General features: G+C 74.2%; 25 protein-coding genes. 11 read left to right on the top strand and 14 right to left on the bottom strand.

The window, feature by feature from the left end; translation table 11 throughout:
* Positions 1 to 66 precede the first annotated feature (66 nt).
* Positions 67 to 1,812, bottom strand: coding sequence for a VanW family protein (locus OG435_RS05770; protein ID WP_266875715.1), 1,746 nt, complete (start codon positions 1,810 to 1,812; stop codon positions 67 to 69).
* A gap of 295 nt (positions 1,813 to 2,107) precedes the next feature.
* Here OG435_RS05770 and OG435_RS05765 point away from each other — a divergent pair, with 295 nt between their 5' ends.
* The 3 genes from OG435_RS05765 to OG435_RS05755 all read left to right on the top strand — a co-directional run bounded on the left by OG435_RS05765 (position 2,108) and on the right by OG435_RS05755 (position 4,404).
* Positions 2,108 to 3,133 carry an NUDIX domain-containing protein gene (locus OG435_RS05765; RefSeq protein WP_266875714.1) on the top strand — a complete coding sequence of 342 codons (1,026 nt, stop codon included), beginning with the start codon at positions 2,108 to 2,110 and terminating at the stop codon, positions 3,131 to 3,133.
* Between the two features lie 54 nt (positions 3,134 to 3,187).
* Positions 3,188 to 3,724, top strand: coding sequence for an SRPBCC family protein (locus tag OG435_RS05760; RefSeq protein ID WP_266875713.1), 537 nt, complete (start codon positions 3,188 to 3,190; stop codon positions 3,722 to 3,724).
* A 134-nt stretch (positions 3,725 to 3,858) separates the two neighbouring features.
* The gene (locus OG435_RS05755) at positions 3,859 to 4,404 is read left to right on the top strand and encodes a hypothetical protein (RefSeq protein WP_266875712.1); all 546 of its coding nucleotides are present in this window, start codon (positions 3,859 to 3,861) and stop codon (positions 4,402 to 4,404) included.
* Between the two features lie 92 nt (positions 4,405 to 4,496).
* Here the strand turns inward: OG435_RS05755 and OG435_RS05750 are convergent, their stop codons facing one another.
* Both OG435_RS05750 and OG435_RS05745 read right to left on the bottom strand, forming a co-directional pair.
* Complete coding sequence (locus OG435_RS05750; RefSeq protein WP_430625586.1) at positions 4,497 to 5,999, bottom strand: DEAD/DEAH box helicase; 1,503 nt, start codon at positions 5,997 to 5,999, stop codon at positions 4,497 to 4,499.
* Positions 6,000 to 6,094: 95 nt separating this feature from the next.
* Complete coding sequence (locus OG435_RS05745) at positions 6,095 to 6,589, bottom strand: MarR family transcriptional regulator (protein ID WP_266875711.1); 495 nt, start codon at positions 6,587 to 6,589, stop codon at positions 6,095 to 6,097.
* Between the two features lie 114 nt (positions 6,590 to 6,703).
* On the opposite strand from OG435_RS05745, the gene OG435_RS05740 reads away from it, so the two are divergent.
* Positions 6,704 to 7,072 carry an HGxxPAAW family protein gene (locus OG435_RS05740; protein WP_266875710.1) on the top strand — a complete coding sequence of 123 codons (369 nt, stop codon included), beginning with the start codon at positions 6,704 to 6,706 and terminating at the stop codon, positions 7,070 to 7,072.
* Here the strand turns inward: OG435_RS05740 and OG435_RS05735 are convergent.
* Entirely contained in the window at positions 6,990 to 8,039 is a 1,050-nt protein-coding gene (locus tag OG435_RS05735) for a 2-oxoglutarate and iron-dependent oxygenase domain-containing protein (protein WP_266875709.1), read from the bottom strand. The two genes, OG435_RS05740 and OG435_RS05735, sit on opposite strands and share 83 nt — an antisense overlap.
* Positions 8,040 to 8,262: 223 nt before the next feature.
* On the opposite strand from OG435_RS05735, the gene OG435_RS05730 reads away from it, so the two are divergent.
* Both OG435_RS05730 and OG435_RS05725 read left to right on the top strand, forming a co-directional pair.
* Positions 8,263 to 8,469: a cold-shock protein gene (locus tag OG435_RS05730; RefSeq protein ID WP_266875708.1), complete on the top strand. Its 207-nt coding sequence runs from the start codon at positions 8,263 to 8,265 to the stop codon at positions 8,467 to 8,469.
* 96 nt (positions 8,470 to 8,565) lie between these two features.
* On the top strand, positions 8,566 to 9,111 hold the full coding sequence (locus OG435_RS05725; protein WP_266881541.1) for an AAA family ATPase: 546 nt from the start codon (positions 8,566 to 8,568) through the stop codon (positions 9,109 to 9,111).
* Positions 9,112 to 9,165: 54 nt separating this feature from the next.
* Here the strand turns inward: OG435_RS05725 and OG435_RS05720 are convergent, their stop codons facing one another.
* Both OG435_RS05720 and OG435_RS05715 read right to left on the bottom strand, forming a co-directional pair.
* A complete protein-coding gene (locus OG435_RS05720; protein WP_266875707.1) occupies positions 9,166 to 9,765 on the bottom strand; it encodes a TetR/AcrR family transcriptional regulator in 600 nt (199 codons plus the stop codon).
* On the bottom strand, positions 9,762 to 10,115 hold the full coding sequence (locus OG435_RS05715; protein ID WP_266875706.1) for a DUF1304 domain-containing protein: 354 nt from the start codon (positions 10,113 to 10,115) through the stop codon (positions 9,762 to 9,764). The genes OG435_RS05720 and OG435_RS05715 overlap by 4 nt, the downstream gene beginning before the upstream one ends.
* A 110-nt stretch (positions 10,116 to 10,225) precedes the next feature.
* Here OG435_RS05715 and OG435_RS05710 point away from each other — a divergent pair, with 110 nt between their 5' ends.
* Together OG435_RS05710 and OG435_RS05705 are read left to right on the top strand one after the other, a co-directional pair.
* Positions 10,226 to 11,260, top strand: coding sequence for a BtrH N-terminal domain-containing protein (locus OG435_RS05710; RefSeq protein ID WP_266875705.1), 1,035 nt, complete (start codon positions 10,226 to 10,228; stop codon positions 11,258 to 11,260).
* A 134-nt stretch (positions 11,261 to 11,394) separates the two neighbouring features.
* Complete coding sequence (locus OG435_RS05705) at positions 11,395 to 13,128, top strand: cation:proton antiporter (protein WP_266875704.1); 1,734 nt, start codon at positions 11,395 to 11,397, stop codon at positions 13,126 to 13,128.
* A gap of 85 nt (positions 13,129 to 13,213) precedes the next feature.
* On the opposite strand, the gene OG435_RS05700 is transcribed toward OG435_RS05705, so the two are convergent.
* The 3 genes from OG435_RS05700 to OG435_RS05690 form a co-directional block, all read right to left on the bottom strand.
* A complete protein-coding gene (locus OG435_RS05700; protein WP_266875703.1) occupies positions 13,214 to 13,429 on the bottom strand; it encodes a ferredoxin in 216 nt (71 codons plus the stop codon).
* A 41-nt stretch (positions 13,430 to 13,470) separates the two neighbouring features.
* Positions 13,471 to 14,661 carry a cytochrome P450 gene (locus tag OG435_RS05695; RefSeq protein ID WP_266875702.1) on the bottom strand — a complete coding sequence of 397 codons (1,191 nt, stop codon included), beginning with the start codon at positions 14,659 to 14,661 and terminating at the stop codon, positions 13,471 to 13,473.
* 176 nt (positions 14,662 to 14,837) lie between these two features.
* Positions 14,838 to 15,176 (bottom strand): thioredoxin family protein, encoded by a 339-nt coding sequence (locus tag OG435_RS05690; protein WP_266875701.1) that lies wholly within the window; start codon positions 15,174 to 15,176, stop codon positions 14,838 to 14,840.
* A gap of 94 nt (positions 15,177 to 15,270) precedes the next feature.
* Here OG435_RS05690 and OG435_RS05685 point away from each other — a divergent pair, with 94 nt between their 5' ends.
* Positions 15,271 to 15,540: a hypothetical protein gene (locus OG435_RS05685; RefSeq protein ID WP_266875700.1), complete on the top strand. Its 270-nt coding sequence runs from the start codon at positions 15,271 to 15,273 to the stop codon at positions 15,538 to 15,540.
* A 19-nt stretch (positions 15,541 to 15,559) separates the two neighbouring features.
* On the opposite strand, the gene OG435_RS05680 is transcribed toward OG435_RS05685, so the two are convergent.
* Positions 15,560 to 15,934 (bottom strand): DoxX family protein, encoded by a 375-nt coding sequence (locus OG435_RS05680; RefSeq protein WP_266875699.1) that lies wholly within the window; start codon positions 15,932 to 15,934, stop codon positions 15,560 to 15,562.
* A 204-nt stretch (positions 15,935 to 16,138) separates the two neighbouring features.
* Here OG435_RS05680 and OG435_RS05675 point away from each other — a divergent pair, with 204 nt between their 5' ends.
* Complete coding sequence (locus OG435_RS05675) at positions 16,139 to 16,498, top strand: YciI family protein (RefSeq protein WP_266875698.1); 360 nt, start codon at positions 16,139 to 16,141, stop codon at positions 16,496 to 16,498.
* Positions 16,499 to 16,613: 115 nt separating this feature from the next.
* A complete protein-coding gene (locus OG435_RS05670; RefSeq protein ID WP_266875697.1) occupies positions 16,614 to 17,843 on the top strand; it encodes an RNA polymerase sigma factor in 1,230 nt (409 codons plus the stop codon).
* Positions 17,844 to 17,882: 39 nt separating this feature from the next.
* Here OG435_RS05670 and OG435_RS05665 read toward each other — a convergent pair whose 3' ends face one another.
* The 4 genes from OG435_RS05665 to OG435_RS05650 all read right to left on the bottom strand — a co-directional run bounded on the left by OG435_RS05665 (position 17,883) and on the right by OG435_RS05650 (position 26,655).
* The gene (locus OG435_RS05665) at positions 17,883 to 19,376 is read right to left on the bottom strand and encodes a condensation domain-containing protein (RefSeq protein ID WP_266875696.1); all 1,494 of its coding nucleotides are present in this window, start codon (positions 19,374 to 19,376) and stop codon (positions 17,883 to 17,885) included.
* A gap of 123 nt (positions 19,377 to 19,499) precedes the next feature.
* Complete coding sequence (locus tag OG435_RS05660; RefSeq protein WP_266875695.1) at positions 19,500 to 20,498, bottom strand: ABC transporter ATP-binding protein; 999 nt, start codon at positions 20,496 to 20,498, stop codon at positions 19,500 to 19,502.
* The gene (locus OG435_RS05655; RefSeq protein ID WP_266875694.1) at positions 20,495 to 23,311 is read right to left on the bottom strand and encodes a hypothetical protein; all 2,817 of its coding nucleotides are present in this window, start codon (positions 23,309 to 23,311) and stop codon (positions 20,495 to 20,497) included. Before OG435_RS05655 ends, OG435_RS05660 begins: the two co-directional genes overlap by 4 nt.
* Positions 23,308 to 26,655, bottom strand: a complete 3,348-nt coding sequence (locus OG435_RS05650; RefSeq protein WP_266875693.1) for an FtsX-like permease family protein — start codon at positions 26,653 to 26,655, stop codon at positions 23,308 to 23,310. The genes OG435_RS05655 and OG435_RS05650 overlap by 4 nt, the downstream gene beginning before the upstream one ends.
* Between the last annotated feature and the right edge of the window lie 12 nt (positions 26,656 to 26,667).

Below are 26,667 nucleotides of genomic sequence, written 5' to 3'. Positions count from 1 at the left end.
GACGAGGGCCGCCGCCCCCGCACGCGCTCACCCGCACGGGTGGTCCGTACCCCTCGACGGGATGACTCAGCCGCAGGTCACGCTGTCCCTCGGCGTGTAACGGGTCTTCATCGTCTCCCGCTTGACCTCCTGCCCGCCCTTCACGAACACCCGGTCGACGGCGACGTCGAAGCCCTCCAGCGGGGACTGCGGTTCGCACTTCGGGCCGGTGTCCGTGCGGGTGGCGGGCGGCTTGACGTTCGTCCGCAGGCCCTTGGCGGCGCGGATCTCGTCGTACTTCTTCGTGCCCAGGAAGGTGATGGTGATCGAGGTGTCGGTCGCCTCGGCCTGGATGTAGAGGGCCTTGCCCGAGTCGTTGGCGAAGCGCAGGTCCAGGCTGCCCCAGGCCACGGTGGCCTCGCGGCCCTCCGGATAGCGCTCGATGTAGAAGGAGTGCGCGCCGTACTCGACGGGCTTGACCCCGGAGAAGAACATCGCGTTGAAGACCGTGGTGGCCACCGCCGAAACGCCGCCGCCCGCGGCCTTCTCGTACTGGCCGTTGTTGATGATCAGGCCGTCGACGAAGCCGTTCTCCTTGGTGCGTTCGCCGACGCGGCGGTTGAAGCTCCACATCTCGTCGGGCAGCACGAGCGAGCCGTTGATCAGCTCCGCGGCGCGCCCGATGTTCGTCGTGCGGTACGGAGCCTTCTCGAAGTCGACGGTGAAGGAGGACACCTCCTCCTTGATGCCCAGCTGCCCGACGGTGTTCCCGGTCAGCTTCGGCTGGACCGCCTCCGTGGAGACCTCACCGGTACGCTCCGCCGCGCCCGACCGCGTCAGCAGCGGCAGTACGGCGGCGGACAGCCCCTCCTCGGCGACCCGGCGCCCGGCCCGGCCCTCCTCGGCGACGGAGACCGCGCCGGCGGAGTCCGTACGCAGCTTCGCCTCGACGGGTCCCGGCGCGGCCAGCCGCAGCGGACCGGCCAGCTCCGGGTCGGCGAGCAGCGCCTTGGCGTCGAGGCGGGGCGCGAGGCGGCCCTTGCCGTCGTCCTTGAGGCTGAGGTGCTTGCCGAGGACGGCCGGGCCGACGGGTATGCGCTTGCCCTCCACGGTCAGCGTGACGGGCGCGGACACCGCGGGTTCGGCGAACTCCTTCAGCGCCCGCTCCGTCTCCTGCTGCCCGATGCGGGGCTCCGTGCTGCGGACGGGGAGCACGACGGGTTCCCCGCCGGCCGGCCGGGTGTAGGCCGAGCGGAGCACGCCGAGGGAGCCGTCGACGTCGAGGTCGGTACCGGTGACCGGGGCCACCGCCTTGGCCTTGCCCTTCTCGAAGGAGACCGAGCCCTCCCGGACTTCCTGCCGGGTCTTCGCCCCGAGCCCGTCGAGGGCGGAGCGGGCCGCCTTCTCGTCGAGCCGGACCACGGGCTCCACATCGGGATCGCCGGAGGAGAACAAGCGGCCGATCACGCTGAGGGGATCGGAACCGGAGCGGGCCGCCCGGTCGACGGTGGCGCCGGTGTCCAGGGAGAGGCCGAACGTCGCCGGCTGCGCCTTCTCGGTCCGCTCGCCGATCCGCAGGACGAGCGGGGAGGCGGCGGACGGGCCGAGCGCACGGCTCAGGGTCTGCCGGGCCTCGGCGCGGCTCATCCCGCCTATGTCGACGCCGCGCACCTTCGTACCGGCGGCCATGTCGTCGCCCGCGAGCAGCAGGCCGGCCGCGTACAGCCCACCGAAGCCGAGGACCGCGACACCGCCGGCCACCCCGGCCACGCCCGGGAGGGTCCACCGCTTGCCGGTGGCCGCCGGGGTGCCCGTACGGGGTGCGCGTCGCATGTGTGGGTCTCTCCTCGGTCCGGTGACGTGGTCGGACCGGCGGTTTTCATGCCGCCAGTCCGCCACGGGAACGTAGCAAGATCCGTGTAACCAGGTAATAAGGAGGTATAGGGGTGGCAAAGGGGAATGTGTCGATCTCCGTAACCCGGGGGCCGGTCGCGCTGTTGCACAGCCCGCGGGTCCACCCGTCCGCGACGCCCCGGCGAGGCATGTGCGATGGCCGCGCGACGCTCCCGTGACGGGGCCGCGCGGAGCCCCGGTGGCCCGCGGTGCCCTTACGGTGAAGAGGAGTTCGATGCCGCAGCTGACCCACGAGGACGTGAGCGAAGACACGCCCGCGCGCCCCGGCACGTGGATGACCCCGGAGGAGTACGGGGCCTCCCGCGCCACCCTCTGGACCGGTGCGGTCGTCCTCGTCACCGATGCCGACGGGCGCGTCCTCGTCCAGAGCGTCGACTACCGCCCCGACCGGCTGCTGCCCGGCGGCGCCGTGGACGCCGGCGAGGCGCCGGCCGCGGCGGCCGCCCGCGAGGTGTACGAGGAGCTCGGCGTCGAAGGCCGCTACCCGCGCGGCCTCGCCGTCGACTGGATCCCGGCCGACGCGCCCGGCATGCCGGCCGGGATGCGGTTCCCCGGCGAGATCCTGCACGTCTTCGACGGCGGTACCTGGACCCCGGACCGCATCGGCTCCGTCCGCCTCCCCGCACAGGAGATCACCGGCATCCACTTCGCCGAGCCGGCCGAACTGCCCGCCCTGATGGACGCGGGCGACGCCCGCCGGACCCTGTCCGCGCTGCGGGCCCGGATCAATGGAGGAGGCGCCGCCCTGCTGGAGGACGGCCGCCCCACCGCCCCCACCGCCCTGGACCGGCTCGGCGTCCTGCGCAGCCGCCGCGTCCCCCTGCACGGCACCTGGCACCCGGGCCCCGCCCCCGCGCACCTGACGCCCCGCGACCCCGCCGGCTGGCTCTTCGCCCCCGACGGGCGCGTCCTGCTGCTCATCGCCCGCGCCACCGGCGCCGCCCACCTCCCGCCCCCGGCGCCGGGCCGTACCGCGGGCGCGCTTCCGCTCGGGTACCGGTACGCCGACCAGGGCGCCCACCCGCGCACCGCGGCCCGGCTCACGGCGCTGCCCCCGGGCCCGGACCCGGCGTACGCCCGGCTGTTGGCCACCCCCGAACAGGTCCGCGAACTCAGCGACTGGGGCCCGGCGGGCCTCGAGGAACTCGCCGCCGTCCACGCCGCGCGCGCCCACCTCTGCCTCCCGGCGCCGCCCCGCACCCCACCGACGGAACTCCCGGCGGAGGGCTGCCACTGGTGAGCGTGGAGCGGCTCAATCCCCGGTCCGCGGGCCCCGGTCCCGCAGCATGAGGGGATGAGCGAGACTGCGATCACCTACACCGTCTACGTCCAGGCCGACCCCGCGCGCGTGTGGCAGGCCCTGACCGAGCCCGCGTTCACCCGCCGCTACTGGGGGCTCGACTTCGAGACCGACTGGCGGGTGGGCTCGACGATGGCCTGGGTGGAGCGCGGAGCGCGGACGAGCGATCCCGAGCAGGTGGTGCTGGAGTGCGTACCGGAGCGGCTGCTCTCCTACACCTGGCACACCTTCACCCCTCAGTGGGCCGCCTCCGCGGGCATCGACGAAGAGCTGCGCGCCGAGCTGGCCCGCGAGCGGCGCACGAAGGTGACGTACGAGATCGAGCCGGTCGGGGACACGCTCGCCCGGCTCACCATCCTCCACGAGGGCTTCGAACCGGGCGGCACCCTCATCGGCATGTGCGGTCGCGCCTGGCCGATGCTCGCGTCCAGCCTCAAGACCCTCCTGGAGACCGGCGCCCCGCTCCCGGAGCAGGGGCACGCGAACGAGCAGGGTTCCGGCGGCTACGAGAGCCACGACCCCCGGGTCTGAGGCGCACGCCGTGCCCTGTGACCTGCGCGGATGCGGGGCTCGGCAGGTGCCCGGCCCTCCCCGCGGCAGCTCGTCCGGCGGCGTGATGCCACCCTGACAACCCGTCGTTCACCGGGGTCGTGTGGAATGGATGCATGGGGAGAAGCGAGCACCAGATACGCCACGGCGGCCCGGAACGCCGGCCCGCCCGGATCGACGGGACGACGGGCGCGGTGGCGGCGGACACGCCGTCCGAGCACTGGCGCTACGCCCGGCACCTGGAGTCCCTGGCGGCCGCCTCCGGTCTGCCCGCGGAAGCCGAGGCCGTGGCCGCGGTCCTGCGCGACCCGGACCTGGTGATGGCCGAGAGCGCCGTGGTCACCCACCTCGACCGGCGGGCGGCCGGGCTGCTGGCCGACGAGGCCTTCCCGGCCTGGGCGCAGGCCGTGGGCGCCGCCCTCGGCGGCCGCACCTTCGCGGCCCGCCGGCTGCGCGAGTGGACCCTGCTGAAGGCCGTCACCCGGGGCGAGCCCTGGTCCGCGGCGGAGCTCCTCGCCACCTCCGACTGGTGCCAGGGCACGGCGGCCCGGTCCCTGCACGCGGAGGAGGCCCTGCGGCTGCTCGCCGAGGGCGCCAGGACCCGCCGGGTCCGCAACGCGGCGGCGCAGCGGCTGCTGCGGCGGGCCGCCGTCGGCTCCTGACCTGACCGACCGGATTCCCGGAACGCACGGGAGGGCCGCGACCGCACCCGCGGCCTCGGCCCTCCCGTCCTGCTGTCTCCCGCTGCCCGGCGCTACTTCGTGCCGCGCCGCACCCGCGCCGCCGCGCGGGCCTCGGCGGCCTGCCGGGCCTCGATGGTCTTACGGGACTCCTTGCCCTTGCCGGGCCGCCCGGGCCGGGTGCCGATCCCGCGGAAGCCGAGGTCCGAGCCCGAAGGCCGGCCCTTGGTGTCGGTGGCCGCGGCGCCGGCCAGCGGTACGCCGGAGGGGGCCTTCGCGCCGGTGATGCGGCTCAGCGCGGCCTCGCCGGAGCGGACCTGGGTGATGGTCGGCCGGATCTTGGCGTCGGCCATCAGCCGGACGATGTCGCGCCGCTGGTTCGGGGTGACCAGGGTGACGACCTTGCCGGACTCGCCGGCCCGCGCGGTGCGCCCGCCCCGGTGCAGGTAGTCCTTGCTGTCGGCCGGCGGGTCCACGTTGACCACGAGGTCGAGGTCCTCGATGTGGATGCCGCGGGCGGCGACGTTGGTCGCGACCAGGACGTTGAGCAGGCCGTCCTTGAACTGCCCCAGGGTCCGGGTGCGCTGCGGCTGCGACTTCCCGCTGTGCAGCCCCTCCGCCCGTACGCCCATGGCGCGCAGGTGCTTCACGAACTGGTCGACCCCGTGCTTGGTGTCCAGGAACATCAGCACCCGGCCCTCGCGGGCCGCGATCTCGGTAGCCGCCGAGACCTTGTCGGCGGCGTGGATGTGCAGCACGTGGTGGTCCATCGTGGACACCGAAGCGGACTGCGGGTCCACGGAGTGCCCGACCGGGTCCTTCAGGTACCGCTGGACCAGCTGGTCCACATTGCGGTCCAGGGTGGCCGAGAACAGCATCCGCTGGCCCGCGTGGTGGCACTGGTCGAGGATTTCGGTGACCTGCGGCATGAAGCCCATGTCGCACATCTGGTCGGCCTCGTCGAGGACCACGATCTTCACGCGCTCCAGGTGCACGTCGCGCCGGCCGATGAGGTCGCTCAGCCGCCCCGGGGTGGCCACCACGATCTCGGCGCCGGTGCGCAGCGCGCCCGTCTGCTTGCCGATCGACAGGCCGCCGACGACCGTGGCGACGCGCAGCTTCAGCGCCTGCGCGTACGGGGCCAGGGCTTCGGTTACCTGCTGCGCCAGCTCGCGGGTCGGTACGAGGACCAGCGCGAGCGGCCGCTTCGGATCGGCCTGCTGCCCCGCCGTGCGGGCGAGCAGGGCCAGGCCGAAGGCCAGCGTCTTGCCCGAGCCGGTCCGCCCGCGGCCGAGGATGTCGCGGCCCGCCAGGGAGTTGGGGAGGGTCGCCGCCTGGATGGGGAACGGCTCCGACACCCCCTGGTCGGCCATCGTCGTCACCAGCTCAGGGGGCAGGCCGAGCTCCGAGAAGGACTCCACCGGCGGCAGCGCCGGCGTGGTCGTCCGGGGCATTGAGTACTCGCCCTGGGGGCCGAGGGTCCGCGGGGTCTTCCCGCCGCCCTTCGCACCGCCCTTCGGGCCTGCCTTCGCTCCGGGCTTGATGCCGAAGCGCCCATGAGGTGACGGGTTCTTCATGCAGAACCTTCCGTGAGGCGTGTTTCAAAATATTTGATCAAGATGATCGGGAGCGCGACGCGAACGTCGCCAAAAGGCAAATTTTACCATCGGGCCTACCGGGCCACCGGACCGAGTTCCCCGGCCCGTACCCGGTCCAGATGGGCGGTGACCTCGGCCGTCGCCCGCCCGAACCAGTCGGCGATGACGGCGATCTCATCGGGGGTGTACTGGGCGAACACCGCGCCGAGCCGGGCGTAGAAGGGCTCGTAGACGGCGAAGATCCGCGCGGCGGCGGCTGGGTCCGCGACCACCCGTACCCGGCGCCGGTCGGCGGGATCGGGCTGCCGGCTCGCGTACCCGGCGCGCTCCAGACGGTTGAGCACCCCGGTCACCGCCCCGGTGGTGAGGTTGGTCAGCTCGGCGAGGTCGCCCGCGCCGAGCGGTTCCTCCCCGGCGCCCAGGATGTGGCCGAGGCAGGTCAGGTCGGTGACGTTCAGCCCCAGGAGCTGCGCCACCTCCTGCTGGCCGACGATGCCGAGAGCGACGTACCGGTCCATGCGCGACAGCGCCTCCTGGACCGTGGCCGCGGGGCGGGGCTTGCCCTGCACGCGGTTACTCCTTAGCATCTAAGTTACTTAGCTCGTGAGATAAATGGCTTTCTCCGTAAGAGAACGCCATTCGAGCCTACTGAACCGACGAAGCGGACGAAGCAGGGGAGAAAGATGAGCGCTCACGGCCACGTGGACCTCGGCCACACCGTCGCAGGCTGGACCGGCACCGCGATCGCCCTGGTGGGAAGCACGGCGGCGGGCGCGGCCCTGTGCGCCTCCTGGACCCCAGGCATCTGGATCGGCCTGGGGGTCGTCGTGGCGGCGGGCCTCGCCACCTGGCTCCTGCACCTCGCCGGCTGGGGCAAGCCGAGCGGTCCCCGTCCGGAGAGCCAGTGGGACTGGCGGGTCCGCGACACCGTCGCGCATTCCGGCCACGCCGACTGCCTGGGCTGCCGGCTCAGCGGGCCGCGGCGAGGTGCCGCAGCAGTCCCCGGCTCTCGATCCGCCGCGTCGTTGCCCGCTGCGGATAGCACCGCATGAACATCCGGGTGAAGTGCTCGCCGTAGTGGATCACCGGGGCCTGTGCGCCGCCGTCCCCGCCGTGCCCGGCCGGCACGGGGGAGAGGGGGCGGATCCGGGCACCGAAGCGCGGCTCGTGGAAGTAGGCGAGGGCGTACCGCTCCCGGTCCGCCAGCCGCACCCGGTGCGGGGTCGACAGCAGCGCGCCCCCGGTCATGAACTGGAGGATGTCCCCGGGGAACACGGTCAGCACCCGCGCGACGGGCCGTACGACGGTCCATCCGGGCCGGTCCTCGGCGAAGCCCGCCGTGCTTTCGCCCGGCAGCCAGTTGCGCGGTCGCTCCTCGCCCGTCACCGGAGGCCGTACGAAGAGCCCGTCCACCTCGTCCTGGGCGGCGATCACGAGGAGCCCGTAGTCGGTGTGGGCGCCGATCCCGCGTTCCGTGGTCCGCCCCGCGGCGGGGAAGCGCAGCACCCGCATGTGGTGCCAGCCGCCGCGGGTCGGGCCCGCGAGCCGGTCGATGCCGGCCGGACCGAGGCCCAGCCCCAGGGCCACGAGCCGCAGCAGCCGCTCGCCGAGCCCGCCGACGCCCGCCAAGTAGGCCTCCATGGCCGCGCGGTAGCCGGGGGAGGGCCAGGGGACCGGACCGTGGCAGGGCAGTCCGGCGGCCCCTTCCGCGGGGATGTCGGGGGTGATGGTGAAGATCTCCGAGGCGTCCGGCCGGCCGGCCGTCACCTCCTCGCCCGAGGCGATGTACCCGCTGTACGAGGTGTCGTTGACGTACCGGGCCTTCTCCGCCGCGGGCCGGGCGAAGAAGCGCCGGCTCGCCGCCAGCGCGGCCCGCGTACGGGCCTCCTGCCGCCCGTCGGCGGCCACTTGGAAGATCCCGTCGCGCTGCCAGGCGCGGACCATCGCCCCGCCGAGCATGATGTCCGCCGTCGTTCCCGTGATCCGAGCCGGCACCCGGAACGTCGCGAGCTCGCCCATGTCCGTCCCCTCTCGAAGACTCTTTCGGAGCGCCCCGCCGGGAGCCCCTCTCGGGGCCCGTGCGAAGGCCTGCTCCCCCGTTTCACGGACGGGGCGGAGAAAAGTTCGAATATCCGGAAGCACCCCGGTTGGCCGCGCTTGGCGTGTGCTCGGGCCGATCAATGGGCAGGATCGGGTCCGGCCGCGTGTGCGGCCGGTGGAACGTTGTGAAGGATCAGTACAGATGGCAACTGGCATCGTGAAGTGGTTCAACTCGGAGAAGGGGTTCGGCTTCATCCAGCAGGACGACGGTGGCCCCGACGTGTTCGTGCACTTCTCCGCAATCCAGACCACCGGCTTCAAGGAGCTGGCGGAAGGCGCGAAGGTCGAGTACGGCGTGACGCAGGGGCCGAAGGGACCCCAGGCGGAGCAGGTGGTCACCATCGGCTAGCACCGCTTCACGAGCCCTGCCCGTGATGTGAGCCCCGCCCGATCTTCCGGCGGGGCTCACGCACGTCCGGGGCGGGCGGGTAGCGTGGGCCGGATGATGACCGGCACGCCGGACACCCGGCTGATCGTGCTGCGCGGCAACTCCGCCGCGGGCAAGTCCTCCGTGGCGGAAGGGGTTCGGGACCGCCACGGCCGGGGCCTCGCACTCGTGGGCCAGGACAACCTGCGCCGCGTCGTGCTGCGCGAGCGGGACACGCCCGGCGCGGCGAACATCGGACTCATCGGCAGCGTGGCGCGCTACGCGCTGGACCACGGCTTCCACGTGATCGTCGAGGGGATCCTCTACGCGGACCGCTACGGCCCCATGCTCGACGCCCTGCGCCGCGCCCACCGCGGGCCGACGCACTTCTACTACCTCGACGTGCCCTTCGAGGAGACCCTGCGCCGGCACGCGGGCAAACCGCAGGCGGGCGACTACGGCGAGGCGGAGATGCGCGACTGGTACCGGCCGCTCGACCTCCTGCCCGGCGACTGGGAGAGCGTCATCGAGGCGGAGCACTCCCTCGAGGACACCGTCACCCGGGTCATGGCCGAGACGGGACTGGCCGTGCGGGCCCCGGACGGATCGACGCCCTCCCGCTGAACCTGCTGAACCGCTGAACCCCGGAACCCGCTGAACCGCCGACCGGTGCGGGGATCACACCGCCCGGTGCAGGGCGATCAGGAGCGGCCAGATGCGGTCCGCCAGTGCGGTCGGGTCCGTCAGGTCTGCGGGCAGGTCGTCGTGGAGCCAGTCCGCGAGCACGGCGGTGAAGGTGGCTGCCACGGCCGAGGCCACCAGCTCGGGGCGCGGGGCGCCCACCGCGGCGCGTTCCGCCCGGCTGCGCTCGCGCAGCTCCCGGTAGAGGCGTTCGCCGAGCGGGCCGCCCCCGCCCGGCAGGAGCAGGGTGCGGTAGAGCGGAGCCCGGTCGGCGGCGCCGCCGAGGAAGGCGGCCAGTGCGGCCGGGGGGTGTGACGGGGGAAGCGCTGCCGGATCCGTCTGCCAGGCGTGCAGGGCGTCGACCGCCGCGTGCACGACGTCGGCGCACGCGTCCACCGCGAGCGCGGTGAGGTCCTCGTAGTGCAGGTAGAACGTGGCCCGGCCGACACCCGCCCGGCGGACCACCGCCGAGACGCTGACCTCGCCGAGCGGCCGGTCCGCGCACTCGGCGAGGAGGCTCTCGCGCAGCCGGGCCTTGGTGCGGGCGGTGCGGGGGTCGGGTCGCGGGTCGGGGCGGGGTTCGGGGAGGGAGGTCATCCGGCGAGCAGGGCCGCGCCCAGGGCGAGGGCGCAGGGCAGGGCCTGGGCGAGGAGGATGCGGCGGTTGGCGGTCGCGGCCCCGTACACCCCGGCGACGATCACGCAGACGAGGAAGAAGATCTGCGTGGCGAGCGAGTCGATGACGAGCGACCAGACCAGGCCGGCGGCGAGGAACCCGTTGTAGAGGCCCTGGTTCGCGGCGAGCGGCGCGGTCAGGCGGGCCGTCTCGGCATCGAAGCCGGACAGGGCGCGGCCCGGCGGCCGCTGCCACAGGAACATCTCCAGGACGAGGAAGTACGCGTGCAGTGCGGCGACGAGGCCGATGAGGATCGTTGCGACCGTGTGCACGGCCACCTCCCTGGGGTGGGTGAGCGGAGGGCGGTCCCGCCGACTTCCTGGGCAACTGTACAGGAAGTCGGGTCGCGGTCGACGGTCCTCGGCGCGGCTACGCTGACCGCATGACTGCGCACGTATATGAAGACTTCGCCCCCGGAACCCACCGCGAGGCCACGCTGATCCGGCACGCGCTCGGCAGCGTGCACGAAGAGGCCCTGGTCGCGGGCCTGGCGGGCGGTATCGGCTTCATGTACTTCGTGTTCGAGTACGCCGGCCGGCCGCCGATGCCCACGATCGTCGCCCAGGCCCACCCCGACCCCTGGGTCCAGGTCGCCCTGACCCGCCTGCGCATCCCGTACGAGGCCACGCGCAGCGCCAAGCCCCGCTGGCACCGGGTCGAGGCGGCGCTCGACGCCGGGGCGCCGGTGTTCTGCACCGTCGACCGGTCCGCCCTGCCTTGGCACGGTCCCGCCCCGATGGCGGAGCTGGCCGCCGCGGACCCCTACGTGGTGGCTGTGGTCGGCCACGACGGCGACACCTACTTCGTGGACGACCCGGCGGCCGGTCTGGAGGGCGCCGGAACCCCGTACGCGATCGGCCGCGAGGAGTTCGGGGCCGCCTGGTCCGGGCACAAGAAGGGCCGCCACCAGATGGTGGTGACCACCGGGAAGCCCGCCGGCGAACCGGACCTGGACGCGGCGGTCGCCGCCACCGTCTCCCGCCTCACGGGGCCGGTCCTCGGCAACCACTTCGATGTCAACTTCGGCTTCTCCGGCATGGAGAAGTTCGCCGCGCAGCTGCGCGACACCAGTACCAAGACGGGCTGGGAGCGCCGCTTCGCCACTCCCGAGGCCTTCGCGCTGGGCACGCAGCGGCTGCACGCCTGCCTGGAGGAGGAGTGGACCGCCCCGGGCGCCACCCGGCCGCTGTACGCGGACTTCCTCGACCTCGCCGGACACGGCGAGGCGGCCGCGCTCTTCCGTGATTCCGGGCGGCAGTGGTCGCGGCTCGCGGAGCTGGCCCGTACGGCGGACTCCGGCGCGGACGCCGCCGGACGGCGGGAGCTCTTCGACGCCTGCGCCGAGCTCGTGGACGGCGCGCTGGTGCTGGAGCGGCGGGCGGCCGGACTGCTGCCGCAGGCCGCGTCCGCCGAGTAGGCCCGGGCCCAGGCGCGGGCCGCGGGAACCGCGTCAAAAGTTGAGTCGCTCAATTTTTGACGCGGTGAAACCTCGGGGCGTACGGTGGACAAATCGCCCCCGAGCACCCCTAAGGCCCTGTACCGCGCATGGAAATGACCCTCGTATCGATCGTCGGCGTCAGCAGCATCGTCGCCGTCGCCGCCTTCTCGAAGCGGCTCGGCCTCGCCGCCCCGCTGAGCCTGGTGGTCGTCGGCATCGCCCTCAGTTTCGTACCGGGCGTGCCGGCGGTCGCCGTCGAGCCGGAGTGGGTACTCGCGGGCGTGCTGCCACCCCTGCTCTATTCCACGGCCGTGAACATGCCCGCGTCGGACTTCCGCCGCAACATCAAGGCGATCAGCGGTCTGGCGGTCCTGCTCGTGGCCGTCACCACCCTCGGGGCGGGCTGGCTCTTCCACTGGCTCATGCCGGGCCTCGGCTGGCCGGCGGCCTGCGCCCTCGGCGCCGTGGTCAGCCCCACCGACGCGGTCGCCGCCACCTCCATGGGCAAACAGCTCGGCCTCCCGTCCCGGCTGCTGACCATGCTGGAGGGGGAAGGGCTCGTCAACGACGCCTCCGCGCTGGTGCTGCTGCGCTCCGCGATCGCGGCCATGGCCGGAACCGTCTCCCTGGCCGGGGTCGCCGGGAACTTCCTCTTCTCCGTGGCCCTCGCCACCGCCGTCGGCATCCTCGTGGGTCTGGTCAACGTCCGGGTCCGCGGGCTGCTCAAGGACAGCCTGCTCAACACCGCGATCTCCTTCGTCGTGCCGTTCGTCGCCTTCCTGCCGGCCGAGGAGTTCCACGCCTCCGGAGTCCTCGCGGTGGTCGTCGCGGGGCTGGTCACCGGCCACCAGGCCCCGCGCTTCCTCAGCGCCCAGGACCGGCTGGCCGAGGCCATGAACTGGCGCACCCTCGCCTTCCTGCTCGAAAGCGCGATCTTCCTCCTGATGGGACTCGGCCTCAAGGGCCTCCTCGACCAGGTCGCCGCGGACGGGCTCAGCGCCTGGCGCGCCCTGTTCATCGGCCTCGCGGCCGCCGCTCTGGTGATCGTGGCGCGCATGGTGTTCGTCGCCCCGCTCATCGCCTCCCTGCGCAAGGACGCGCAGCGCGCCGCCGCGAGCAAGCCCCGGCTGGACTGGCTGATGGACCGGCTCGGCGCCCCGGAGTCCGAGCAGCCGGCCAACCCGCTGCGCCCCCGCAGGGAGCTGACGGCCCGCCGCAGGGAGCAGATGAAGGAGCGCGTCACCCGGGCCTCGGCCGACGCCGACTTCAAGGTCAACGAGAGCCTCGGCTGGCGCAGCGGCGTGGCCCTGGCCTGGGCCGGGATGCGCGGGGCGATCACCGTCGCCGCGGCCCAGACCCTGCCCGAGGACACCCCGTACCGCCCCCAGCTGCTGCTCATCGCCTTCGTGGTCGCCACCACCACCCTCTTGCTCCAGGGGCTGACCCTGCCCGCCGTCATCCGGAAGGTGAAGGTGTCCGGCGACGACCCGGTCCGCTTCCAGGAGGAGTACGCGCGGCTGCTCGACGAGGTCGCCGCCGCGGGCCGGGCCGCGCTGGAGGAGCCGGGCCTGGTCCAGGGCGATGGAAGCCCGTACGCGCCCGAGGTCCTGGTCAAGGTCCGCGAGGACGCCCGGCTGGATTTCGACAGGACGGCCGTCCCCGTCCTCGACGGGACGCGGGAGCAGTACGTGGACCTGCGGCTCGGTGTGATCGCGGCCTCGCGGGACGCCGTACTGGCGGCCCGCTCGACCGGGATCTACAGCTCTCAGGCCATCAACCAGGCCCAGCGGGGGCTGGATCTGGACGAGGCGCTGTTCCAGCGGCTGGGCGCCTCCGCCCGGCACTGAGCCTTTGGGCGGCGCCGCCCGGAGCTGGTCCTTTGGCCGGCGCCGCCGCGGAGCCTCCGGGCGGCGCCGCCCGCCGCCGTCCCGCTCAGTCCTCCTCGACCGTGACCGCAGACACCGGGCAGGCGCGCGCGGCCTCCCGCAGGAGCGGGCTGCCGCCGCCGTCCTCACGGCCCGGCAGCACCGCGCCGAAGCCGTCCTCGTCCTGGGTGAACACGCCGGGCGCCGTCAGGGCGCACTGGCCGGCCCCGATGCAGACGGCCGTGTCGACGGAGACGCGGCTCCTGGGGCTGGTGGGACTCACCGGATTCACCGGATTCGCTGGGCTCGCCGGACTCACCGGGCTCACCACGCCACGGGGAGTTCGAGCATGCCCTGGACCGTGTCCCCGGGTTTGAAGGGGATCCGGTCCGGATCCGCCGCCAGCCGCAGGCCGGGGAGCCGTTCGAAGAGGGTGCCCAGCGCGATCTCCATCTCGGCGCGGGCCAGGTTCTGGCCCAGGCACTGGTGGATGCCGAAGCCGAAGGCCAGGTGGTGCCGGGTGGGCCGGTGCCAGTCCAGGGTGTCGGGCTCCGTGAACACGCTCTCGTCGCGGTTGATCACGGAGGTGGAGAAGATCACCCCGTCGTCGGCGCGGACGGTCACCCCGCCGATCTCGATGTCCTCGGCCGCCACCCGGAGCATGCCGTCAGCGATGGACAGGAACCGCATCAGCTCCTCCACCGCCGCCGGCAGCAGGGACGGATCGGCGCGCAGCTCGTCCAACTGTTCCGGGTGGCTGAGCAGGGTGAACGTACCCAGCGAGATCATGTTGGCCGTGGTCTCGTGCCCCGCGATGAGCAGGATCGCGGCCAGCGAGACCAGTTCCTCCACATCGGTCTCGCCGGTCTCCAGGCGCCGCACGATCAGCTCGTCCAGCAGGCCCTCGCCCGGGTGCTCGCGCTTGTGGCCGATGAGCTCGCGCAGATAGCCGTTGAGCTGCTCCCGGGCGTCCTCGACGTCGGCCAGTTCCGGGCCGCGCAGCAGCCGCCGGGACTGGCTCTCGAAGAACTCGTGGTCCGCGTACGGGACTCCGAGCAGGGCGCAGATCACCATCGACGGCACCGGCAGGGCGAAGGCGCCGACCAGCTCCGCGGAGGGCCCGGAGGCGGTCATCTCGTCGATCAGCCGGTCCACGGTCTCCTGGATCCGGGGGCGCAGGGCCGCGGTACGCCCCAGCGAGAAGCTCGGGATCAGCATCCGGCGCTGGGTGTTGTGGACGGGGTCGTCGACGCCGAGCAGGGCGGCGCGCCGGTTGCTCAGACCCTTGAACCGCCTGGTGGGGGCGGGAAAGGAAAGGTTCTGCCGGTCGGCGGAGAGCCGGCCGTCGGAGAGCAGGGCGCGCGCCTCGGCGTGCCCGGAGACCACCCACACGGAGCGGCCGTCGAAGAGTGTGACCCGGGAGAGCGGCCGGCCCGTCCGCAGCGGTTCGTAGGCCGCCGGCGGGTGGTAGGGACAGGTCCGGTCCTGGGGGAAGGCAATGGTCTTCTCGGACATGCAGCACCTCGCACGCGATGGTTCCGTTGATCCGGAACCCATTACATGCCTCAGGCACCTATCCGTTCCACGTGACTTTCGGCCATATCGCGCGCTTCGCCCGGATGGCCCAGGGAGTCGCGGGCAGACGCGGGCAGACGCGGGCAGTCGCGGGGACGGGGGTGCGGAGGGCGCGCTCAGAGGTGGGCGTCGAGGAACGTCCGCAACTCCCCGGCCGTCATCGGCCCCGCCTGGGTCGCCATCGCCTCGCCGCCCGCGATGAGTACGGCCGTCGGGGCGCCCGTCACCTCGTACCGCTTGGTCTGCGCGGGGCAGCGGGTGATGTCCACGCGTACCGCCGTCAGCCGGGTCCCGTACTCCTGTGCCAGTGCGGCGACGACCGTGTCCATCGCGCGGCAGGGCTCCAGGGCCTTCGGCCAGCTGCCGCAGAAGTAGGCGAGCACCGGACCGTCCGTCATGCCGAGGATGAAGTCGAACTCCTGGTCCTCCAGTGGCTGGTGTACCCGACGTGCCATGGATGGTGCTCCGCTTCGTGTGCCGTGCGATCCGAACGGCTCCCATCATCGCTGCTGGGGGGCATTGTCAGTGCCGTCTGTGAAGCTGACCGGTATGGACGACAGGATGCTCCGGCGCCGGGTCTACGGCGCCGACCACGACGACCCCGACCCGGGTCCGCTCCCGGGGCACGCCTACGGCGAGCTCGTGGGCGGGCCGCTGGACGGCCTGCTGCTCGACATCACGGGCTGGAGCGGTCCGCAGCTCGCCGAGGAGGCACGGCTCCCGACGGAGATAGGGCGCTACGGTCCCGGCGGCCGGGCCCACTACCGCCGCCGGGCGTCCGATCCCGGTCACTGGGACTGGACGGGCGACAGCCGCTGACGCCCGCGCTGCCGGCGGCTCAGGCCGCCGCGTCGCGGCCGACCTTGCGGGCCCACAGCACCAGCGGGACCTGGAGCGGCAGCCGGCCCAGGGCCACGGCCCGCAGGGCGGGGGAGCGGTGGCGGGCGTCGACGGCCATTTTGACGTTCGCGGGGAACACGCCGACGAAGAAGGCCGCCGTGGCCAGTGCCGCGACCTTGCGGGTGCGCGGGTGGGCGACCCCGGCGGCGAGCACGAGCTCCAGGGCGCCGCTCGCGTACGTCCACTGGCGCGGGCTGCCGGGCAGCGAGCGCGGCACGGTCGCGTCGAACTGCTTGGGGGCGACGGTGTGCGCCACCGCCGCGCCCGCCAGCAGACCGGCGAGCAGGAGCGGCGAGGAAGGTGTGCGCGGCATCGGGGGATCCTCTCGGAGGGGCCTGGGCTCGGCGATCCTAATCGCCGGTAGCTCCGACCGGGCCGGCGGCCGAAATCCGCCCTGCCGCGCGCGTCCCAAAAGTCGCCGAAGATTTTTCCGGGAAGCTGTCGATCCGGGCGTCTCCCGTTCGACGCACGGGTGAGAGGCGGGGAAGGGCCCCGTCCTCCACACCGAGGAGTCACCATGCCGCGCTTCCTTTCGCTCATCCGCATCGACGAGCAGAACCTCACCCCCGACACCCCCTTCCCGGCCGACTTCAACGACCGCATGGGCGCCCTGATGGAGGAGATCACCAAGGCCGGGGTCATGCTCGACACCGCCGGCCTGCTCCCCACCTCCGAAGGCACCCGGGTCACCTGGTCCGGCGGAAAGCTCAGCTACACCGACGGGCCCTTCACCGAGACCAAGGAGGTCGTCGGCGGGTACGCCCTCATGCAGTGCAAGGACAAGGACGAGGCGCTGGAATGGACCAAGCGCTTCCTGGAGATCCACCCCGAGAACTGGACGGTCGGCGCGGAGCTCCGTCAGCTCGACGGAAGCTGACGACCGGCGGCGCCGCGCCGCGCCGCACGGTCCCGCGGCCCCGCGCCGTCCCGCGCCCTCCCGTGCCGTTTGCCCTGCCTCGTCACGGCTGCTCTGATGGGTAGCCGTGACGGCAGTGAGTACGACCCGAGCGGTCGAAGCGGTGTTCAGGATCGAGTCCGCGCGGATCATCGCGGGCGTCGCCCGGATCGTGCGCGACATCGGCATCGCCGAGGAGATCACCCAGGACGCGCTGGTCGCGGCGCTGGAGCAGTGGCCGGCCTCCGGCGTGCCCGACAAGCCGGGGGCCTGGCTGATGGCCACCGCCAAGCACCGGGCCATCGACCTGGTCCGCCGCAAGGAGACCTACGCGCGCAAGCTCGCCGAAGTGGGCCGGACCCTGGAGGACGTCCCGCCGCCCGAGGAGGAGGCCGCGCTCGCCGATCCCGAATCCATCGACGACGACCTGCTGCGCCTGATCTTCACCGCGTGCCACCCCGTCCTCGCCACCAATGCCCGGATCGCGCTGACCCTGAGGCTGATGGGAGGCCTGACGACCCAGGAGATCGCCCGCGCCTACCTCTGCCCCGAACCGACCGTCGCCCAGCGGATCGTCCGCGCGAAGCGGACGCTCGCCAAGGCCTCGGTGCCCTTCGAGGTCCCGTACGGAGCCGACCGCGAAGAGCGCCTCGCCTCCGTGCTGGAGGTCATCTACCTCGTCTTCAACGAGGGCTATTCGGCGACCGCCGGGGACGACCTCGTCCGCCCCGCCCTGTGTGAGGACGCGCTGCGCCTCGCCCGGGTCCTGGCCGGCCTGATGCCCAAGGAGCCCGAAGCGCACGGCCTGGCGGCGCTGCTGGAGTTCCAGGCCTCGCGCATCGCCACCCGCACCGGCCCGGACGGGGAGCCGGTGCTGCTCGCCGACCAGAACCGGTCCAAATGGAACCGCCTGCTGATCCGGCGCGGGGTCGAAGCCCTGCACCGGTCGGGCACCGGCCCCTACTCCCTGCAGGCAGCCATCGCCGGCTGTCACGCCGACGCCGTCCGCTACGAGGACACCGACTGGCCCACGATCGCCGCCCTGTACGGACGGCTCGTCCTGCTGATCCCGTCACCGGTGATCGAGCTCAACCGGGCCGTCGCCGTCTCCATGGCCGAGGGCCCGGCGGCGGCGCTCCCCCTGGTCGACGCCCTCACGGCGGAACCGGCCCTGCGCTCCTACCATCTGCTGCCGAGCGTACGGGGAGACCTGCTGGAGCGGCTCGGCCGCCCCGTGGAGGCCCGCGCGGAGTTCGAACGTGCCGCCTTGCTCACCCGCAACGCCCGGGAACAGGCCCTGCTGCGCGCCCGTGCGGCCCGCCTCTGAGGCACGGCCGGGAGGCTCAGCCGGGAGGCGCGGCCCGGATCAGCCGCGGCGGGCGAACGCCGCCACGTCGAGCGGCGTCCGCGCGGGCCGGCGCGGCGGCGTCAGCGCGATGGGGCGGCGCAGCGAGCCGTGGCGGGCGATCTCCCGGACCGTCTCGCGCAGGGCATCCAGGAAACCGTCCATGGTGCGCCGGGCGGCGGGGGTGTCCGAGTAGATCGAGTTCATGTGCAGCCCCTCGGCGTCCCGCTGGAACCACGAGCAGGCGCCGTTGGCCTGGGCCGACCACACGTGGGAGGTGGGCCGCCAGTCCTCGTGGCGCTCGGCGCCCGGACACTTGCGCATGTCGATGTACGAGAAGAAGTTCACCGGGTACGGCCAGGAGCGGGCGGCGAACTCACGGGGCGCGAGCAGCTCCCAGGCGCGCACGAAGGGGACGTCGATGTGGTCGATCATCTCGTTGAAGCCGGCCCGCACCGAAGCCATCACCTGCTCGAAGTCCCGGCCGGGCGAGGCGTCGAACTCGATGGGCATGGTGTTGACGAACCAGCCCACCGAGTTGCCCCACCCGGCCCGGCCGCGTTCGCTCACCGGCATGAACCCCCGGTAGACCCCCGGCCCGCCCGCCTCGCGCAGACAGACCGCGACGGCGGCCAGCACGCCCATGAACGGCTTGCCGTCCACCGCCAGGCACGCCTTCTCGAAGACCTCCGCCTCGGCGGCATCCAGCAGCGGGGATGCCTCGTTCACGATCGAGTACATCCGGCCGGGCTCCACGCCCAGTTCGAGCGGGAAGCGCGGGAAGAACTCGCCGCCGCCGCTCGCCATGAACTCCTTCCAGTAGCCCAGCCGTTCGTCGTCGGCGTCGATGGAGAGGTACCGGCTGCGCTGCTCCTCGGCGAAGTCGAGGTAGCTCGGCGCGGGTGCCGGGTCGGGCAACTCTCCGCGCCGCAGGGCCTCGTATCCCCTCTCGACCTCCTGGACCACGATCGGCATCGACATTCCGTCGCAGACGATGTGGTCGAAGGCCAGGTAGACGGTCGCCGACTCCTCGCGCAGCACGGCGCCCATCGTGAACAGCGGCCAGGACAGCGTGTCGATGCTCCGCTTGAACCGCTCCACGAGGAAGCCGGTCAGCTCCTCGGTGCGGTCGAACTCGGCGACCGGGACCGTGTCCAGAGCCAGTTCGGCGGCGGGGATCGGAGCGCACGCCAACTCCCCGGCCAGGCGCCGGAACTCGCAGCGCAGCACCTCGTGGCGGCGTACGAACGCCAGGAGCGCGCCGGTCAGCGCGTCCTCGTCCAGCGGGCCCGCGACCTCGAAGGTGACGGCGATCCACGAAGCGGTCGGGTCGTCCGCCGCGCGGCTCTCCTCGGCGACGGTGAAGTGCTTGTCCTGGTTGAAGGAGGCCCTCCTGTCCGCCGTCCCGTCGGCGCCGTCCGGACCCGGGGACTGCGCCCCGGCCGTGGACCGCAACCGCCACTCGACGACCCGGCCGGGTGCCATGTGGTGCATCTCCAGAGGAAACTGCCGCATTCCGTCATCCCTTCGACCCCCGAGTCAACCCCGAGCGCCTAACGACACCCGGGCCACGGAAGTGACGCGCGCCGGGATGTTCGCCAGGAGGCGCGCCGCACGGACCGGGTGAACGTACGGGGATCAGCCCGCGGGCGCCTCCGGCACGCCGGCGCCGTTCGGCGGCGTGCCGGTCGCGTCGTCGGGGCGCAGTTCGATGTGGTCCGACGCCAGGTCCACCGCCACCCGGTGTTCCATGCCCAGGGCCTCCAGGAACTTCTGCGGGAGCTGCACGCGCCCGGTGCGGTCGAGCATCACGTACTCGCGCTCGCTCACCGACTCGGCCCCGTGCTCGTCGGTGACCGTACGGCGCAGCACCTCGCTGCTGGTGCGGCCGTCGCGCATCGCCACCGTACGCCGGACCTCGCCCGCGACCAGCGGGTCGTGGGTCACGATGACCACGGTCGCACCCAGTTCCCGGTTGACGGTGCGGAAGGCGTCGAAGATCGCCCCGCCCGTCTCGGAGTCCAGCTCGCCCGTCGGCTCGTCGGCGAGCAGTACCGCGGGATCGTTCGCCATCGCCACCGCGATGGCCACGCGCTGCTGCTGGCCGCCGGAGAGCTCGGCGGGACGGCGGTCCGCCAGCTCGCCGATCTCCAGCGCTTCGAGGAGCTCGCCGGTGCGGACCGCGTGGCGCTTGGCGGCGGCGCGCCGCCCGCCCTTCAACTGCATCGGCAGGGCGATGTTCTGCGCCGTCGTCAGGAAGGGCAGCAGGTTGCGCGCCGTCTGCTGCCAGACGAAGCCGACCGCCTCGCGCCGGTAACGCAGCCGGTCGCGCGCCGACATCTCCAGCAGGTCGTAGCCGCCGACGCTGGCGGTGCCGGCCGTGGGCACGTCCAGTCCCGCGAGGATGTTCAGGAGCGTGGACTTCCCGCTGCCGGACGCGCCGACCAGGGCCATCAGATCGCCCTGTGCCACGGTCAGTTCCAGCCCCTGCAGGGCCTGTACCTCGACCCCGTCCGTACTGAAGATCCGTACCAGGCGGTCGCAGACGATGGCCGTGTCCGCGCCGTGCCGACGGGGCTCGGCGGCGGCCAGGGCCTGCCGCCGCAGCTCCTCGTAGGTGGGCTGATCGCTGTTCACCGCTGGTCTCCCGCTCTCAACTCGGTCGTGATCTGTCGCCTGCCGGAGATCGCCGCCTCCGCGAGCACGGCCCCCGCGACGAGGACGGCCAGGCCCAGTGCCTGGGTCAGTACGGGCCTGACGAGGACCCGCAGACCGGTCGGCACCGGGGTGCCGACCAGCGTGGACAGGTCCACGGCCGGGCCCAGCAGCGCGACGGCGCCGGCCGCGAGCAGTGCGCCGCCGAGCGCGGCGGCCAGGGCCAGTGGCACCGACTCCACCAGGATCAGCAGGACGCCCTGCCGGGGCCGCAGGCCCATGGTGCGCAGCCGCGCGAGCAGCGCCGCCCGGTCGGGGGCCGCCCGGGCCAGGGTCAGCAGGACCGCCAGCAGAGCGAAGCCGGCGGCCGCGGCCAGGGAGGCCCAGAACAGCTGCTCGGCGGAGCGCTGGAGCGGATCGGAGCCCAGTTCGGCGGCCGAGGCGGCGCTGGTGCGGACGCGGTAGCGCCCCTCGCCGGCCGCCGGGTCGGCGCCGCGGACCGCCTGCTCCAGCCGGTGCTGGTCGAGGGTGCCGAGTGCGAACCAGTTGTTGGGCTGCCCCATCTGCGGTACCGCGGCCAGTACTTGGCCGGCGGGCAGCACCACGGCGGTGGACCTGGCGCCGGGCCGGGAGGGGGTGGTGTCGACGACTCCGACGACCGAGAGCTTCAGCTCCCCGCCGTTCTCGAGCCGCAGCAGGTAGCCGGAGGTGTCGTCCTCGGCGAGGTCCCGGCTGACCAGGGCCGGCACGGTCGCGCCCGAGGTGCCCGCGGCTCCGGCCGCCATGAGCGCGGGATCGAAACGGCTGGTGCCGGCCGCCGCGGACAGCTTCGCGTACTCCACCGGGTCCGCGACGACCGTGGAGACCTGCATGCTGCCCCTCGAACTGCCGAGCAGGAACGCGTTGTCGTCGCTCCACACCTTTACCGAGGACCGCACGCCGGGCAGCGCGGCGGCCGCCGACGTGAGGGAATCCGGGAGCGTGCCGCCCCCCGCCGAGACCTGTGCGTCGCCGCCGACGAGCGTGCGGGCCGCCTGGGAGCGGGCGTCGCCCACCCCCGTCAGCACCGTGGCGCCGAAGCCCCCGGTGGTGACGGCCAGCAGCATCGCGATCAGCGGCAGTACGGACGGACGGGCCCGGCCCCCGGAGCCCCGGGCGGCTCGCGCCAGCCCGAGGAAGCCGACCACCCCCGGGCCCCGCCCGGCCGCCCGGGCCAGCGCCCCCACCAGGGCGGGCTGGAGCCGGGCCAGCAGCAGGCCGCCGCAGAGCGCGAGCAGCAGCGGTGCGGCGATCAGCAGCGGGTCCACCCCGGCGCCGGCCGGGGCGACCCCGCGCGAGCGGACCTCGAACACGGCGGCCGCGGTGGCCGCCAGCACGAGCAGCTCCGCGACCAGCCGCCGCCGGGGACCCGGCCGGCGCGGGGGCGACAGCAGCACGAAGGCCCGTACGGGGACGGCCAGCAGTGCCAGCAGCGTGGCGGCCGAAGCGGCCAGCAGGGTGCCCGCCGAGCGGGGGGTCGGCAGCAAGGCCACCGCGAGGGCCGCCGCGAGCGCCGCGGCCGGCAGGACGGTGACGGCGCTCTCCGCGAGCAGCCGGCGCACGATGCCCGCGCGGGAACCGCCGCGGGCCAGCAGGAGCCGCAGCTCGGCCTCCCGCCGGTCCGCGGCGAGCCCGGCCGCCAGGCAGAACACCACGAACGCCACTCCGGCCACCCCGGCCGGACCCATCGCGGCGAGCGGGGCGGCGGCCCGGCGCCGGTCCTCGGCCTGGGTGAACAATTCGGGGAGGCGGGAGGTGAGGCGCAGATCGCTCCGGTGGGTCTCCTGGGTCAGGCGCGCCGCGGTCGGCCCGCTCACGTAGGAGGCGACGGCCTTCGCGGTGGCCGGGAGCCGGTCGGCCCGCAGCGTCGTGGTGTCCACCGGGATCCGCCAGAAGTCCTCGCTGCGGCCTTCGCCCCATTCGGGGAGCCGGTCCAGCACCTCCGCGCCGACCAGGGCCCCGGTGAGCCAGTACGTCTGCGGCGGCCTGGTCGCGGTCTGGGAGAGGCAGGCGCGGGTGAGGCAGGTGAGGTCGTCGATCCAGTAGTCCTCGGAGGCGTCGTTCGCGGCGTACAGACCGACGACCTCCGCCTTCACGGTGGTCTGGACCTGACTGGTGGCGGTCTCCAGCACCATGCCGACCCGGGCGCCGAGGGTCTTCGCCGCGCTCTGCGAGAGCGCGACGGGCACGGGACCTCCGGGCGCGGGGCGGCCCGGCCAGCGTCCCTCGACCAGCCGGACGTGCTCGGCGGCCTCACGCAAGTGGACCAGCCCCAGCTGGGGCGGGACCCCGTCGGGGGCCGCCAGGCGGGGACTGGCCAGGGAACGGGCACCCGCCTTGCTGCCGTGGACGGGGCCGGAGGGGGCGACCGCGAATCCCGGGGCGGTACGGGAGACCAGGGTGGCCAGCACCTCGTCCAGGTCCTGCGGGCTCTGCTCCCCGAAGCGGGGGCGCGCACTGACGTACAGGCTGGTCTGGGCCGGCCCGCGCGACCCCAGGAAGGAACGCAGGGCCTGGTCGGTACCGCGGTCCATGGCGCGCGGCAGGGCGGCGGCGAGCAGGACGGCGACGAAGGCCAGGGCGGCGCCGAGCAGGGTGCTCAGCGCCGTCGCGCGCAGCCGGGTCCGCACCCAGGGCGCGGGCGGGGGCACGGCGCGCGGCGCCGACCCCTCAGGCGACTGCGGTGCCCGCGGTGCCTGCCGGCCGGTCCCGCCCGGCGGGCGCCGCTCGGCGTTGGTCGCGGCCGGCCCGGTCATATGTCCTCCACGTGCCGCAGCCGGTCGGCCGGCTTCGAGCGGTTCTGGTCGCGCCGGCCGCCGAAGACCGCCGACAGCAGGGGTACGGCGGCGATGGCGGCGGCGAGCAGCAGGGTCCGCGCCGCGGGCAGGTCCACCAGCACCTCGGGCACCGGGCGGCCGGCGGCCGGGGTCAGCACGGTCAGGGGGACGACGAGGTGGACGATGACCACGCCCAGCCCCACCCCGACCGCGGTACCGAGCCCCACCAGCAGGCAGCTCTCGGCGGTGGCCGCCCGGGCCAGGTCCCGGCGCCGGGCGCCCAGCGCCGTCAGCACCGAGGACTCCCGGGCCCGCTCCCGGGCGGCGGCCGTCGCGGAGGCGGCGAAACCGATCGCGGCCAGGACCGCGCAGGCCACCGCCAGGGCGGCCAGCGCCCCCTGCGGGCCCGCGCTGAGCGGATCGTCCAGCAGGGTGGCGGCCACCTCCTCGCGCACCCGCACCTGTTGGGAGCCCGCGGCGGAGCGCAGCTGGGCGGCGGCGCGGGCCGGGTCCGGATCGTCGGCGGATGCGCCCGGCAGCCACCATTCGCCGGGCGCCGGCAGCTCCAGGCCGCCCGTCGCGAGCACCGACCCGGCGGTGACCAGGTCGACGGCGAGGGCGGTGTCGCCCGCCACGGGCAGCGAGCCGACCGCCGCGGTGATCCGGACGCGCAGGGTGACGTTGTCCAGCTTCACCGGCACCACATCGCCCGCGGCCGCGCCGATCGCGGCCAGGTACGCCCGGGTGGCGATCCCCGGCACCTCGGCGGCCGGGGCGGGCCCCGGTGTCAAACCGGCCTGCACACCGCCCAGTTCGCCGGAACCGTCCCGGTAGCGCAGCTTGACCAGGGCCGGGCCGCCGCCCGGCGCGGACCCGGGGGACGCGAGCAGTTCGACGGCCGGGCCGCCGTCGGCGAGCGGCGGGGCCGACAGCTTCCAGTCGGGTGCGGGCACCGCGAGCGGCGCCGCCGCGCCGTCCCCGGTCTGCGCGACCGCGAGGCCGCGTACGGTCAGCTCGTCGAAGATCCTCACCGACGTGCCGGGCCCACCACCCGGGACCGGGCCCGGATCGGCGTTCGGATCCGTGCCGGGGAGCGGCCCCTCCCGGTCGTACGAGAACACGAGCCCGGCCACGCTGAGCGGGGTGGCGGCCGACCCGATGGGGGCGCCGAGCATCGAGCCGATGTGCACCGACACGGTGGCGTCACCGCTCTCCGGGAGCTGCACCATCGCGGCCCGGTAGGTGATGCCGAACCGGTCGCGCAGCAGCAGTCCGAGCCCGGGGCGGCCGCCCGCGCCGGTGGAGCGCACCGAGACCGAGAGGTCGATGCGCTGCGGGTGGCCGGGCAGGGGGATCGCGGGGGCGGCGGGCGCGGAGGCGGGGGCCAGCGGGGCGAACAGCTCGCGCATGCCGCGCCCTTCGCGCAGGTCGGCCCGCAGCGAGAGCCGGTCGGCGGCGGCCGCCGCGTCCAGCGCCATCACCTGCCCGATCCGCCCGCCCGGCAGCTCCTGCCGGGTACGCAGCACGGGCAGGAGGCGCTCACCGCCGGGCAGCGCCGCGTACCGGCCCGCGCGGCCCAGCGGGGGCAGGTCGCTGCCCGAGACCACCAGGCCCCCGGCGGTGGAGAAGTCGGCCTGGTCGCGCTGGGACTCGGACCACGCGGTGTGCTGGCCGAGCGCCAGGACACCGCTGGAGACGGCGAGCACGAGCAGCAGCACCGGCCCCGTGGCCCGTCCGGGCCGGCGGGCCAGCTGCCAGCCGACGAGCGCCGGACCCAGCCCCCGGCCCCGGGCGGCGATCCGGGCCCCGAGCCGCGCCGCGAAGGGCAGCAGCCGCAGCACGAGCAGGGTGCCCGCACACAGCGCCAGGGTCGGGGCCGCGACCAGGACCGGGTCCACACCGAACAGCCCGCCGTCGGGCACGCCGGGGTCCGCCGCCGGGCCGGAGCGGCCCGCGCCGTACCGGGAGAGCTGCTGGTAGGCGAGTACGGCCAGAGCCACCAGCGCCAGGTCCGCACCCGACCGGGCGGCGCCGGCGACGAGCGCCTGGCGGCGGCCGGTCCGGTGCAGGGCGGCCCCGGCGGCCCCGCGCAGGACGACCGGGAGGGTGGCCAGCACCACGCACCCCAGGGCGCAGACGGCGGCGACGGGCCACAACGGCCAGCTCCGGGTGACCGTGAACGGGACGTGTGCCAGGGCGCCGTAGCCGCCGAGCAGACGCAGCAGCGGCGGGGTCAGCAGGGGCGCGAGGAGGGCGGCCGGCAGGGACAGGAGCAGGGACTGGGCCGCGGTGAGCACACCGAGCCGACCGCGGGAGGCGCCGCGGGCCGCGAGCAGGGCGCGCTCGCCCTCCTGGCGCTCCGTCAGCAGGTGCGAGACGAGCAGCAGCGCCGCCCCGGCGAGCACGGCCAGTTGCAGCGCGCCGACCAGCAGGGTGGAGCGGGCGACGGTCAGTCCCGACCGCAACTCCGCGAGCAATGCGGGGAGTTCGGTGTCGGGCCGGAGCCCGGAACCGCGCTGGAGCTCCTCCAGGGCCCGGGCGGACCGACCGCGGACCGCCTCGGCCGTCGCCGCGTCCACGGCTGTGAAGTCGGCGGTGACGAGCACGGCGCGGCTGTCCTGGGCCAGCCCGCCCGCGGTGAAGGCGGAATCGTCCACCAGCAGCGGCCCGTACGTGGCGAACCCGGCGAACTGGAGCCCGCGCGCACCGAGCGGATCGAGCCGCCAGTACGGGGAGTCCGGGTCGGCCGCCCGGTAGACGCCCGTCACCAGCACGGTCAGCGGGGAGCCGCCGTAGCGGTCGTCGAGCCGCACCTGCGCGGGCAGCGCCCCCTCGGCCAGCCCGAGCCGGTCCAGCGCCGCCTTCGGCACGGCCACGGGAACCGGGCCGCCCCGGTCGGCGACCGGCCCCGCGACGGGCTGCGGCCAGGTCCCGGCGAGCAGCCGTACGCGCTCCTTGGCGAAGGCCGCCAGCAGGGTCAGATCGGAGTCCTTGCCGGGGGCGTGCGGGCCGGGCAGCCCGTACGAACGGCTGCGCGCCACGCTCTCGACGCCGGCCGGGAGCGGGCCGAACAGCTCGCGCGCGAAGCCCCGTACCGCTTCGTCGTCCTGGGCGCGGTCGGCCGTCGGGCGGGAACCGGTGACCAGTACGGTGCTGCGCGCGAGACCGGGGCCCTGGAGGGCCTGGCGCAGTCCGGCGTCGCCCACGGCGCGGGTGAACGCGAAGAGCGCTGTGAGCACGGTCGTGGTGATCAGAACGGTCAGCAGTACGGCGGCTGTGAGCGGCAATCGCCCGCGCAGCCGGCGCACGACGAAGCCGAGCATGTGCCTGTTCCT

Origin of the sequence: Streptomyces sp. NBC_01264 (assembly GCF_026340675.1) — a bacterium.
In the GTDB taxonomy this organism is placed as follows: domain Bacteria; phylum Actinomycetota; class Actinomycetes; order Streptomycetales; family Streptomycetaceae; genus Streptomyces.
The sequence above is the reverse complement of the archived record's forward strand: the minus strand, read 5'-3'. Positions and strand labels throughout refer to the sequence as shown.